The organism is Curtobacterium sp. MCBD17_003, assembly GCF_003234885.2.
Lineage (GTDB): Bacteria > Actinomycetota > Actinomycetes > Actinomycetales > Microbacteriaceae > Curtobacterium.
In genome coordinates this window covers 2,318,650-2,330,979 of record NZ_CP126275.1, presented here as the reverse complement: position 1 = coordinate 2,330,979, position 12,330 = coordinate 2,318,650, and the positions used below count along the sequence as shown (strand labels likewise).

General features: G+C 72.1%; 10 protein-coding genes. 9 read left to right on the top strand and 1 reads right to left on the bottom strand.

Features of this window, described 5'->3' with window-relative positions; all coding sequences use genetic code 11:
- Positions 1-7 precede the first annotated feature (7 nt).
- From rplJ to DEI88_RS10920, 8 genes are all read left to right on the top strand, one after another.
- Positions 8-523: a 50S ribosomal protein L10 gene (gene rplJ / locus DEI88_RS10955; protein ID WP_111009456.1), complete on the top strand. Its 516-nt coding sequence runs from the start codon at positions 8-10 to the stop codon at positions 521-523.
- A gap of 45 nt (positions 524-568) precedes the next feature.
- Entirely contained in the window at positions 569-955 is a 387-nt protein-coding gene (gene rplL, locus DEI88_RS10950; RefSeq protein WP_111009457.1) for a 50S ribosomal protein L7/L12, read from the top strand.
- 194 nt (positions 956-1,149) lie between these two features.
- On the top strand, positions 1,150-3,060 hold the full coding sequence (locus tag DEI88_RS10945; RefSeq protein WP_181434864.1) for an ABC transporter ATP-binding protein: 1,911 nt from the start codon (positions 1,150-1,152) through the stop codon (positions 3,058-3,060).
- A 114-nt stretch (positions 3,061-3,174) separates the two neighbouring features.
- Positions 3,175-4,539, top strand: a complete 1,365-nt coding sequence (locus tag DEI88_RS10940; RefSeq protein ID WP_111071432.1) for a cystathionine beta-synthase — start codon at positions 3,175-3,177, stop codon at positions 4,537-4,539.
- Between the two features lie 79 nt (positions 4,540-4,618).
- Positions 4,619-5,770, top strand: a complete 1,152-nt coding sequence (locus tag DEI88_RS10935) for a cystathionine gamma-synthase (RefSeq protein ID WP_111071334.1) — start codon at positions 4,619-4,621, stop codon at positions 5,768-5,770.
- A 2-nt stretch (positions 5,771-5,772) separates the two neighbouring features.
- Positions 5,773-7,158 (top strand): MFS transporter, encoded by a 1,386-nt coding sequence (locus tag DEI88_RS10930; protein WP_111071335.1) that lies wholly within the window; start codon positions 5,773-5,775, stop codon positions 7,156-7,158.
- Positions 7,159-7,260: 102 nt separating this feature from the next.
- The gene (locus tag DEI88_RS10925) at positions 7,261-7,875 is read left to right on the top strand and encodes a type 1 periplasmic-binding domain-containing protein (RefSeq protein WP_181441170.1); all 615 of its coding nucleotides are present in this window, start codon (positions 7,261-7,263) and stop codon (positions 7,873-7,875) included.
- A gap of 326 nt (positions 7,876-8,201) precedes the next feature.
- Positions 8,202-10,193: a S53 family peptidase gene (locus DEI88_RS10920; RefSeq protein WP_258372043.1), complete on the top strand. Its 1,992-nt coding sequence runs from the start codon at positions 8,202-8,204 to the stop codon at positions 10,191-10,193.
- Between the two features lie 125 nt (positions 10,194-10,318).
- Here DEI88_RS10920 and DEI88_RS10915 read toward each other — a convergent pair whose 3' ends face one another.
- Positions 10,319-10,888, bottom strand: coding sequence for a TetR/AcrR family transcriptional regulator (locus DEI88_RS10915; protein WP_111009461.1), 570 nt, complete (start codon positions 10,886-10,888; stop codon positions 10,319-10,321).
- Positions 10,889-11,076: 188 nt separating this feature from the next.
- Here DEI88_RS10915 and DEI88_RS10910 point away from each other — a divergent pair, with 188 nt between their 5' ends.
- Positions 11,077-12,327, top strand: coding sequence for a multidrug effflux MFS transporter (locus DEI88_RS10910; RefSeq protein ID WP_111071337.1), 1,251 nt, complete (start codon positions 11,077-11,079; stop codon positions 12,325-12,327).
- Positions 12,328-12,330 lie beyond the last annotated feature (3 nt).

Sequence of the window (12,330 nt, the reverse complement as noted above, 5' to 3'; positions counted from 1 at the left end):
GAGAGCCATGGCGAACAAGGAAGCTGCGGTCGCCGAGCTGTCGGATCACTTCCGCAACTCGAACGCCGTCCTGCTGACCGAGTACCGCGGTCTCACGGTTGCCCAGCTCAAGCAGCTGCGGACTGACATCCGCGAGCACGCCACGTACGCCGTGGTGAAGAACACGCTCACGAAGATCGCTGCCAACGAGGCGGGCATCTCGTCGTTCGACGACGAGCTGGCCGGTCCGTCCGCGATCGCCTTCGTGCACGGTGACACCGTCGCCGTCGCGAAGTCGCTGCGTGCATTCGCCAAGGCGAACCCTCAGCTCGTGGTCAAGGGGGGGTACTTCGACGGTAACCCCCTGACCGCTTCTGAGGTGGACAAGCTCGCCGACCTCGAGTCGCGGGAGGTGCTGCTCGGCAAGCTGGCCGGCGCCTTCAAGGCATCGCTGTTCGGCGCCGCGTACCTGTTCAACGCGCCCCTCTCGCAGGCCGTCCGCACCGTCGAGGCACTGCGCGAGAAGCAGGAGTCCGCAGCCTGATCGGGCCTGCGGTAGACAACCACACCACGTAGCAAGGAGAGAACAATGGCCAAGCTGTCCCAGGACGAGCTCATCGACGCCTTCAAGGAGCTCACGCTCATCGAGCTCTCGGACTTCGTCAAGAAGTTCGAGGAGGTCTTCGAGGTCACCGCCGCCGCTCCCGTCGCCGTCGCCGCCGCTGGTGGCGCGGGCGCCGCCCCGGCCGAGGAGGTCGAGGAGAAGACGGAGTTCGACGTCGTGCTCGAGTCCGCCGGCGACAAGAAGATCCAGGTCATCAAGGAGGTGCGCGCCCTCACGAGCCTCGGCCTCGGCGAGGCGAAGGCGCTCGTCGACGGTGCCCCCGCGAACGTCCTCGAGGGCGTCAACAAGGAGACCGCCGACAAGGCCGCCGACCAGCTCAAGGGCGCCGGCGCGACCGTCACGGTCAAGTAAGACCCGTCGGTACCGCTCGCACGGAGGCCGTCGTCCCCTCGGGGACGGCGGCCTCCGTCGTTCCCGGGCGTCGCACCGCCCGTCGTCGCCGGGCGCCACGACGCGCACGCTCACCGACGGTGCGACGGCGCCCGTCCGCGTCGGCGCGCGCGACTACCCTGGACCCTCATGACGAGGATCGCGCCGTGAGCCGGATGGACGCCGTCGCCGGCGGCGGTGGCATGCGGGGCGGCGGCGGGGGCGGACCCATGCGCGGCAACCGGATCTCGAGCGGCGACCCGGACGCCCAGCGGGCCATGAACGCGGCAGCGCCGAAGATCCCCGACCTGCTCGGTCGCATCGCGGGGCTGTTCCGGCCGCATCGCACGGCGATCATCGGGACCGTCGTGCTCGTGCTCCTCGGGGCGGCGCTCAGCGTGATCCCGCCGCTGCTCACCCAGAAGGCGTTCGACCTCGGGCTCTTCCCCCGGTCCGGACATCCCGACCTGCCCGTGCTCGGATGGCTCGTCGCGGGCATGGTCGCGCTGTGGATCGCGTCGGCGGGGCTCGGCGTCTGGCAGACCTACCTGACCGCGACCGTCGGCAACCGGGTGATGGGTGCCATGCGCACGCAGCTGTTCGGTCACCTGCAGCGCATGGAACTCGCGTTCTTCACGCGCACGAAGACCGGTGTCATCCAGTCGCGCCTCCAGAACGACGTCGGTGGGGTCGCGAGCGTCCTCAACAACACCATCTCGTCCGTCCTCGGCAACACCGTGACCGTGATCGCCGCCGTCGTCGCGATGGTGCTGCTCAGTTGGCAGATGACGATCGTCGCGGTCGTGCTCCTGCCGCTGCTGGTGATCGCGCAGCGTCGCGTCGGCCGGGTCCGCGCCCGCATCGCCGCCGAGACGCAGGAGTCCCTGTCGGACATGACGGCGATCACGCAGGAGGCCCTGAGCGTGTCGGGCATCCTGCTCGCCAAGAGCTTCAACCGCCAGGGCGCCGAGATCGACCGGTACGAGGCCGAGAACCGCAACCAGATCCGCCTGCAGGTGCGTCAGCAGATGTCCGGGCAGTGGTTCTTCGCGATCGTGCAGATCTTCCTGTCCGTGATCCCGGCGATCATCTACCTCGTCGCGGCCTGGCTCATCGTCGGTGGTGTGCCCGTCACCGCCGGGACGATCGTCGCGTTCACCACCGTGCAGTCGCGGCTCTTGTTCCCGACGGTCGGGTTGCTCCGCGTCGTGCTCGACCTGCAGACGTCCGGGGCGCTGTTCGCGCGCATCTTCGAGTACCTCGACCTGCGGCCGGCCATCACCGACCCGGCGGATCCCGTCCCCGTGGACGAGTCGCGGATCGGCGCGCTCGCGTTCGAGGACGTCACGTTCGTCTACCCGGACGGCGACCCGGACGAGCCGACGCTCCGTGGGCTGTCGTTCGACCTCGAGCCCGGACGTTTCGCCGCGTTCGTCGGACCGTCGGGCGCCGGCAAGACCACGATCTCGTACCTCGTGCCCCGGTTGTACGACGCGACGACGGGCACCGTCCGGTTCGCTGGCACCGACGTCCGCGCGATCGCGCAGGACGACCTGGTGCGGCACGTCGGCGTCGTCAGCCAGGAGACCTACCTGTTCCACGCGACGATCGCCGACAACCTCCGCTACGCCAAGCCGGACGCGACCGACGACGAGCTCCGCGCGGCCGCCCGTGCCGCCAACATCGACGCGACGATCCAGTCGTTCCCCGACGGCTACGCGACCGTCGTGGGGGAGCGCGGCTACCGACTCTCCGGCGGCGAGAAGCAGCGCATCGCGATCGCGCGCGTCCTGCTCAAGGACCCGCCGGTGCTCGTGCTCGACGAGGCGACGAGCGCGCTCGACTCCATCTCGGAGCGGGTGGTGCAGGACGCCCTGGACGCGGCCGCCCGCGGTCGGACGACGATCGCGATCGCGCACCGGTTGTCCACCGTGCGGGACGCCGACGTCATCTTCGTCGTCGACCACGGCCGGATCGTCGAGCGCGGCGACCACGAGGAGCTCCTGGCACTCGGCGGTGTCTACGCGGCGCTGCACCGTCAGCAGAACGAGCCGGTGGTCGCCGCTGCCCAGGGCGTCGAGGCCTGAGCGCAGGGCCTCGGGAGGCGCGGCGCCGCGGGAGACCCGTGCGACGTCCGCTGCCGGGGGCGTTCGCCGACCTGCCAGGTCATGCGGCAGGGGCACGACGTACACTCGATGACCGTGCGCTACGCCAACTCCGTCATCGACCTGGTCGGGAACACCCCGCTCGTCCGCCTCAACTCGGTGACGGCGGGGATCGCCGCGACCGTCCTCGTCAAGGTCGAGTACTTCAACCCGGGTGGCTCGGCCAAGGACCGCATCGCCACCCGGATCATGGACGACGCCGAGGCGAAGGGGCAGCTCGGACCGGGCGGCACGATCGTCGAGCCCACGAGCGGCAACACCGGCGTCGGTCTGGCGCTCGTCGCCCAGCAGCGTGGGTACCGGTGCGTCTTCGTCCTCCCCGACAAGGTCGGCGAGGACAAGCGCAACGTCCTCACCGCCTACGGTGCCGAGATCGTCATCACCCCGACCGCCGTGCCGCCGGAGCACCCCGAGTCCTACTACTCGGTCTCCGACCGCCTGGTGCAGGAGATCCCCGGCGCGTTCAAACCGAACCAGTACGCCAACCCGAACGGGCCGCGCAGCCACTACGAGACGACCGGCCCCGAGATCTGGCGGGACACCGACGGGACGATCACGCACTTCGTCGCGGGCGTCGGAACCGGCGGCACGATCAGCGGGACGGGACGGTACCTCAAGGAGGTCTCGGAGGGCGGCGTGCGCATCGTCGGTGCGGACCCCGAGGGCAGCGTCTACTCCGGCGGCACCGGACGCCCGTACCTCGTCGAGGGTGTCGGTGAGGACTTCTGGCCGCCCGCCTACGACGGCAGCGTCGTCGACGAGGTCATCGCGGTCTCGGACGCGGAGTCGTTCGCGATGACCCGCCGCCTCGCCCGCGAGGAGGGCCTGCTCGTCGGTGGCTCCAGCGGCATGGCCGTCGTGGCCGCCGTCCGTGCCGCGCGCGACCTCGGACCGGACGACGTCGTCGTCGTGCTCCTGCCGGACGGGGGCCGTGGCTACCTCGGCAAGATCTTCAACGAGCGCTGGATGCGCTCGTACGGGTTCGTCGAGACCGAGGACGAGCGCACGGTCGGCGCACTCCTGCAGGCCAAGACCGGCGCCCTGCCGGACCTCGTGCACGCCCACCCGTCGGACACCGTGCGCGACGTCATCGACATCATGAAGACGTACGGGGTCTCGCAGATGCCGGTGCTCTCGGCCGAGCCGCCCGTCGTCATCGGCGAGGTCGTCGGCGCGATCGAGGAGCAGGAGCTGCTCGAGGCCGTGTTCACGGGCGCTGCCCGCATGACCGACTCGCTGTCGGCCTCGGTCGGCGACCCGCTGCCGATCATCGGCATCGGTGAGTCCGTCACGGCTGCCCGCCGCGCGCTCGAGGACACGAACGCCCTGCTCGTCGTCGAGGACGGGAAGCCCGTCTCGGTCGTCACCCGCCACGACCTGCTCGCGTTCCTGTCCGCGTAGCCGTTCCCGGCCCCGCTGGGCAGCCCCGCCGTGGAGCCGTCCGACCATCCACCCCGCCGTCATCACCAGGAGTCACCCCATGGCCGAGTTCTCCACCCGCGCGATCCACTCCGGGCAGGAGCCCGACGAGCGCACCGGTGCGGTGGTCCCGCCCGTGTTCCTCACCTCGACGTTCGTGCAGGACGGCATCGGGCGGATGCGCAACGGGTACGAGTACTCACGGTCCGGCAACCCCACACGTGACTCCCTGCAGGAGCAACTCGCCGACCTCGACGGCGGCGTCCGGGCGTTGTCGTTCTCGTCCGGCCTCGCCGCCGAGGACGCCCTGCTCCGCGCCGTCCTCGCGCCGGGCGCCCACGTCGTGATGGGCAACGACGTCTACGGCGGCACCCACCGCCTCGTGAACCGCCTGCACGTGCCGTGGGGGGTCGAGCTCACCACCGTCGAGATGAGCGACCTCGACGCGGTGCGCGCCGTCCTCCGGGCAGGGGAGCCCGGCCGCACGGTGGTGCTCTGGGTCGAGACGCCGACGAACCCCCTGATGAAGATCGTCGACATCGCCGCGCTCGCCGCGATCGGGCACGAGGTCGGCGCACTCGTCGTCGTCGACAACACGTTCGCGTCCCCGTACCTCCAGCAGCCGCTCGCGCTCGGTGCCGACGTCGTCGCGTACTCCACCACGAAGTACCTCGGTGGCCACTCGGACGTGGTGGGCGGTGCGATCGTGCTGCGCGACGAGGAGCTCGCCGAGCGCGTCGGCTTCGTGCAGTTCGCCGCGGGAGCGATCTCCGGGCCGATGGACGCCTGGCTGACGACCCGGGGCATCAAGACGCTGGCGGTCCGGATGGAACGGCACTCGGCGAACGCGCAGGCCGTCGCCGAGGCGCTCGTCGGGCACCCGGCGGTCGAGCGGGTGTTCTACCCGGGCCTCGAGTCCCACCCGGGTCACGCGATCGCGGCGAAGCAGATGCGCGGGTTCGGCGGCATGCTGTCGGTCGCGCTGACGGGTGGTCCGGAGGCCGCACGCCGGTTCGCCGAGTCCACCGAGGTGTTCCAGCTCGCGGAGTCGCTCGGTGGTGTCGAGTCGCTCATCGGATACCCGAGCGAGATGACCCACGCGTCGGTCAAGGGCACGGAGCTCGCGGTGCCCGAGCACGTGGTCCGCCTGTCGGTCGGCATCGAGGACGTCGCTGACCTCGTGGCCGACGTCGAGCAGGCCCTGACGCGGTGACCATGCCGCCCGGGCGCGCGGCGAGGCCGGGGCGCTCGGGCATCCTGGGACGCGGATACGTCCTGCCGACCGTCGGCATGGTCGCGATCGTCGCCGTCAGCGCGTTCCAGAACCTGGCGATGGCCACGATCATGCCGGTGATCAGCCGCGACCTCGACGGCGAGGCGCTGTACTCGCTGGCCTTCGCCGCGCCGCTCGCCGCAGGGGTGCCGGGCATGGTGGTGGCCGGCACCTGGGCGGACCGGTCGGGGGCACGCGTGGTCACGATCGTCTCCGCGCTGCTCTTCGCGCTCGGCACGGCGATCGTGGCCCTGGCGGGGTCGATGCCGGTGTTCCTCGGCGGACGCCTCGTCGAGGGCTTCGGCGCGGGGGCCCTCACGGTCGTGCTGTACGTCATCGTGTCGCGGATCTACCCCGAGCACCTGCACGGACGGATCTTCGCGGGCTTCGCCGGCGCGTGGGTCGTGCCGGGCCTCGTCGGTCCGGCGGCCGCCGGTGTCGTGACGGACACGTGGGGCTGGCACTGGGTGTTCGTCGGCGCGCTCGTCATCGCCGTCGGTTCGTTCGTCCTCCTGCTGCCGAGCCTCCGGCGTCTCCCGGTCCCCGACGTCGCGGACCGACCAGCGTGGCCGGGCCCGCGCATCGCCTGGTCCGCCGTCGCGGCCGTCGCGGTGCTCGGGCTCAACACCGCCCCGGACCTCGCCGGCGCACTCGGGCCCCTCGTGCTCGCCGTCGGACTCGTGGTCGCGGTGGTCGGGCTGCGCCCCCTGCTGCCGGTGGGGACGTTCCGGGTCGCACCGGGCCTCCCGGCCGTCGTCGTGATGCGCGCCGTCGCCGGCGCCGCCTACATGGGCAGCGAGGTGTACCTGCCGTACCTGCTCCAGGCGCACCACGGGTTCAGCCCGTCGGCGGCCGGTGTCACCCTGACCCTGGCGGCGATCAGCTGGGCCGCCGCGAGCTGGGCCCACGGCCGGATCCCGGAACGGGTGCTCACCGCGCGCCGCGCCTTCAGCATCGGACTGACGCTCGTGGCGCTCGGGCTGCTCGCCGCGTTCGTCGTCGCCGTCACCGGTGTCCTGCCGGTCGTGATGATCGCCGGGTGGTTCGTGGCGGGTGCCGGCATGGGGATCGTCTACCCGCGGACCTCGATGCTCACACTCCGGCTCAGTGACCGCGCGGACCAGGGATCCGCGAGTTCCGCCCTGGCGATCGGGGACGCCACCGGCGCGGTCGTGGGGCTCGCGATCACGGGCGTCGCCTTCACGGCGTTCGGGGGTCGGGCGGCCACCGTGTCGTTCGCGGTGGTGTTCGGCGCGATGACGCTCGTGGCGCTCGCCGGCCTGGCCCTCGTCCGCCGCGTCGGGCCCGTGCCCGCCCCGCGCGGGTGACGGAGCGGGCGACGCGGCGGTGCCGGCCGTCCCGCCGTGTGTAGCGTGGGGCGCCGGGCGACCAGGGAGGACGTGATGCGGCGGGGCAGGACGGTGGCCGTGGTGACCCGGTGCGTCATCCTCGCCGCGGTGGTCGCGGTCGGGCCGGCCGCCTGCGCGGCGGAGGACGGCACGACCCCGACGCCGGTGCGGAGCACGGACCTCACGGGGGCCGACGGCGGGTTCGACGAGCACGCGCGCATCGCCGTCGTGGTGCCGGCGGGCGCATCGGCTGGCGGCACGCGCGGAGCCAAGGCCGACGCGACCGCCGACGCGACCCCCGGCGCGACGCAGCCCGGCGTGACCGCCACACCCACGCCCGGACTCGACGGGGCCTTCCGGGACGCGCTCACTGCATCCGGCTACGTGCCGGACGTGCGCATCGCCTCCCGTCCGGACGCGCAGTCCGCGGCGATCGTCGCCGCGGCGATGGCCGGGGCGAAGGTGGTCGTGGTCGAAGCGGTCGACCCGACGGCGTTGGCCGCGGCGGTCCAGCGCGCGCAGGACGCGGGCGCGGTGGTGGTCGCGATCGGGGAACCCCTGCGGAAGGGGGGCGTGTCACGGCCGGTCGTCTCGGACTTCCGGCTCCCGGTGGGGAGCAGCGATGCCGACCTCGTCCGCCGAGTGGTCCGGCTCACCGACCGGCTCCAGGAGGGACGCCGCCCGTCCGGGGAGTGAGCGCCGTCGGACGTCGTCCGGCGACGGGCATCCGTGGCACGCTCCGGCTGGTGGCTGGTGGCTGGTGGCTGGTGGCTGGTGGCAGCCGGAAGGGGGCCCGGATCGCTCTGGGCGTCCTCCCAGCCGTGCTGCCCACCGATCGCATCGTCGCCTGCCTCCGCGCGGCGCGGCGCTGTGCGTCCGCTCAGGGTCCGGACCACGCCCGGGGCACGGCGACCGTCCCGCGATGTGCTGACTGTCCTGCCGGGGACCCCCCAGATTAGGGTCAGCACACGAATCTCCTGGAGCTCCCTGGGTCTCCTGGACAACGGTCAGAGAGGACAGTAGTGCCAACTCCCAAACTCACCCCTCATCGACGAGTCCTCGTCGGTGTCATCGCCGCGGCGTGCGTCGCCGGCACCTCGCTCCTCGCCGCGGCCCCCGCCAACGCGGCCACCCGTGCGCCGCTGGGCAACTCCGTCCCGTCGTGGGCGACCCACGCGAACGACAGCGGGACCGTCGCCGCCGACACGAGCGTGGAGGGCGAGGTCTACCTGCCGCTCCGCGACCTGGCCGGGGCGACCGCCCTCGCCACGGCGGTGTCGACGCCCGGCAACCCGCAGTACCGCACGCCGCTGTCGCCGGCCGCGTGGATCGCGAAGTACGCGCCCACCAAGGCCGACGTCGACCAGGTGACGAGCTACCTGCGCGCGCAGGGCCTGACGATCTCGGGCGTCCCCGCGAGCCACCAGTACGTGGTCTTCCGCGGTCCCGCTGCCACGGTCCAGAGCGTCATGGGCACGACGCTCCACGAGTACCGCCACGACGGTCGCTCGCTCGTCGCGCCGTCCTCCACGCCGTCCCTGCCGACCGCGATCGCGGCGAAGGTCTCCGGTGTCAGCGTCGACCAGGGCCGGTTCACCACGCGTCCCGAGATCGTCGGCCAGGGGCAGACGCCCGCCGCCACCACACCGTCGCACGTGTTCGCTCAGTCGACCACGGCGCCGGCCGCGGTGAACGCGCAGTGCTCGGCCTACACCGGGCAGCACACCGCGACCGTCCCGGCCGCGTACGGCACGACCACCGTCGACACCTTCAACTGCGGCTACATCCCGTCGCAGCTGCGGTCCGCCTACGGTGTCTCGGCGCTCGAGGCACGGGGCGTCCAGGGCCAGGGGCAGACCGTCGCGATCATCGACGCGTACGCGTCGCCGACGATCATCCACGACACGAACACCTACTCGGCCAGCCACGGTGAGCCCCAGCTGACGAGCAGCACGTTCTCGCAGAAGATCCCGTCGGTGTCGCAGTTCACCGACCAGGAGGCCTGCGCGGAGCCGAGCGGCTGGCAGGGCGAGGAGACGCTCGACGTCGAGTCCGTGCACGCGGTCGCGCCCGCGGCGTCGATCCTGTACGTCGGTGGCACGAACTGCGGCGGGGGCCTGGACATCGCGATGTCCCGGATCCTCGACGGCGGCCTGGCCGACATCGTCAGCAACAGCTACGGCAACACCGGCGAGGACGTCCCGCTGTCGACCCTGCAGGGCGAGGAGAACATCCAGCTGCAGGCCGCCGGCGAGGGCATCGGCCTGTACTTCTCGAGCGGTGACAACGGCGACGAGACGGCGGCCCTCGGGCAGCCCGAGCCGGACTTCCCGGCCTCGTCCCCGTGGGTCACGGCGGTCGGCGGGACGAGCCTCGGCATCGACGCGGCGGGTCGCAAGGCCTACGAGACCGGCTGGGGGGACACGCTCGACAAGATCGTGTCGACGAACGGCACGGACTCCTACGCGGCACCGCTGCCCGGCAACCTGTTCGGTGGCGGCGCGGGTGGCGGTGCGAGCACGTACTTCGCCCAGCCGAGCTACCAGAAGGGCATCGTCCCCGCCGGTCTCGCGAACGGCAAGCGCGTCTCGCCGGACCTCGGGGCGCTGGCCGACCCGTACACCGGGTTCTCGATCGGCATCCGCCCGATCAAGGACGACAGCACGCTCGCCGCGGCGGCCTACGAGACCGAGACCTACGGTGGGACCTCGCTCGCGTCGCCGATCACGGCGGCCCTGATGGCGCTCGTCCAGCAGACGACCCACTCGCGGATCGGGTTCGCGAACCCGACGCTCTACGCGGTCGACCGCGTGGCCCCGTCGCTGTTCAACGACGTGACCCCGCCAGCCTCGCCGATCGCGCTGGCGTACACGAGTGCCACGAGCGGGAACAGCTACCTGGTCACGCTCAACACGGACACGTCGCTCACGACCGCGCGCGGCTACGACGACGTCACCGGCCTCGGCTCGGTGTCGTTCGACCTGCTCACCGCGCTCGCGAAGGCGAAGGTCTAGTCGACCGGTCCGACGCACCGCCGCGGGTGCACGAGACGCCGGGTCCCCACGAGGGGCCCGGCGTCTCGCCGTTCCGGCCGGGAGGCCCGGAGCGCCCCGTCAGGCGACCCGCGGGCCTGGCGGGGTCAGCGCCACCAGGCGGGGAGGGACGCGGTGATCGTGTCGACGAGCGCCTTGCGTGACCGCCGCGGACCGGCGACCCAAACGGTGATCGCGCCGACGAACCCCTGTGCGACGAACCCCGCGGCGACGTCGTGGAGGACCTCGGGCCGGTCCTCGGGCGCCATGCCGGCGATGTGCGCGACGCACGACACCCGGAAGTGCTCGGCGAGCAGCCGATGCAGCGAGGCGTCGTTCGGGTCGGGGAGTGCCCACCGGTAGATCTCGCGGTGCGCGACGATGTGCTCGACGACGGCGCTGATGCCCCTGCGGGTGATCGTGCTCGGGTCGGCGCCCGGGACCTCGCGGAGCGCGGCGTCCTCGTCGCGGATGCTGTCGAGCTCGGGCGTCAGGACGTCGGCGAGGAGCGAGCCGGGGGAGACCGCGTGGGAGTAGAAGGTCGCGCGGTTGATGCCAGCGGCGCGCGTGACGTCCGCGACGGTGATGGCCGACACCGGCCGGTCGGCTGCGAGCCCGAGGATGGCCCCACGCAGCGCCGCCGTGGTGTGCAGGATCCGCGCGTCGACCATGGTCATCACCCCTCTGTGGACGCCCCGACGCTACCAGGAGGGCGGGTCGCGGGGCCGGTTCGCGCACGGGCGGCGCCGATGCACGCAGAAGCGCGGCCCGCCGTGCGCGGGCCGATGCGGACCCGTAGCATTGGTCCCGGACCCGAATCGATTCGACCGGCGACCACCCCTCACCCCGGAAGGCCCTCCTCCCCGTGACCGCCCCTGCCACCGGCGCCCTGACCGTCGTCCACCCCGGCGACGCTCTGCGTCGCTCCCAGCGCCTCGTCTACGTGGTCGTCCTCGGCGCGCTCACGGCGCTCGGGCCGTTCACGATCGACCTCTACCTGCCCGCGTTCCCGTCGCTCGAGCGTGCCTTCGACATCAGCGCCGGAGCGGTGCAGCTCACGCTCACCGCCACGACGGTCGGCTTCGCCGTCGGCCAGCTCCTCGTCGGGCCGTGGAGCGACCGCGTCGGGCGGCGGCTCCCGCTCATCCTCGCCACGTCCCTCCACATCGTGGCCTCGGTGGCCGCGTCCCTCGCGCCGAACCTCGAGACGTTGGCCGTGCTCCGGTTCCTCCAGGGGATGGGCGCCGCGGCGGGCGTCGTCGTGGCCATGGCCATGGTGCGCGACCTCTTCGGGGGCATCCCGCTCGTGCGCATGCTGTCCCGGTTGGCGATGGTGAACGGGCTCGCCCCGATCCTGGCCCCGCTCATCGGCTCGCAGATGCTGCGCGTCGTCGACTGGCGTGGGGTGTTCGTGTTCCTGGCCTGCTACGGGGCGGTGGTGATCATCGCGATGATCAGCCTCATCGTCGAGACGCTCCCGCGCGAGCGCCGCCACGACGTCGGACACGCGTCGGTACGGGACCGGTACCGCGCACTGTTCTCGGACCGGGTGTTCGTCGGCGTCGCGCTCATCGGTGCGATGGTGTTCAGCGGCCTGTTCTCGTACCTGTCGGCGTCGCCGTTCCTGTTCCAGCAGGTGTACGGCCTCAGCACCCAGCAGTACGGCGTCCTGTTCGCGGTCAACTCGTTGGGCGTCGTGATCGGCGTGCAGGTGTCGTCGCGCCTCGCGCGGCGCGTCGGCCCGCAGTGGATCCTCGCCTGCTCCACCGCCGTCCTGCTCGTCAGCGCCGTCGCCATCGCCGTGTTCGACTCCGTCGGGGTGGGGCGCGTGGGCGTGTTCGTGCCCCTGTGGTTCTTCATCTGTGCGTGTGGGTTCTCGTTCCCGCAGATCCAGGTGCTCGGGCTCGCAGCCCACGGCAAGGAGGCCGCGACGGCGGCGTCACTGCTCGGCGCGATGAACTTCGGCGTGGCCGGCATCATCTCGCCCGTCGTCGGCCTGCTCGGCATCGGCTCCGCCGTGCCCATGGCCGAGGTCATGGCCGCCACCGCCGTCGTGGCCGTGTTCGTGCTCTGGTTCGTGGTCCGGCCGCGCACGGTGCCGGCGCTGTCGCACTGACCC

Bases quoted from the DNA above. Each gene is read 5' to 3' on its own strand.
- rplJ (WP_111009456.1), top strand. From the start codon at position 8: ATGGCGAACAAGGAAGCTGCGGTCGCCGAGCTGTCGGATCACTTCCGC.
- rplL (WP_111009457.1), top strand. From the start codon at position 569: ATGGCCAAGCTGTCCCAGGACGAGCTCATCGACGCCTTCAAGGAGCTC.
- DEI88_RS10945 (WP_181434864.1), top strand. From the start codon at position 1,150: ATGGACGCCGTCGCCGGCGGCGGTGGCATGCGGGGCGGCGGCGGGGGC.
- DEI88_RS10935 (WP_111071334.1), top strand. From the start codon at position 4,619: ATGGCCGAGTTCTCCACCCGCGCGATCCACTCCGGGCAGGAGCCCGAC.
- DEI88_RS10930 (WP_111071335.1), top strand. From the start codon at position 5,773: ATGCCGCCCGGGCGCGCGGCGAGGCCGGGGCGCTCGGGCATCCTGGGA.
- DEI88_RS10915 (WP_111009461.1), bottom strand. From the start codon at position 10,888: ATGACCATGGTCGACGCGCGGATCCTGCACACCACGGCGGCGCTGCGT.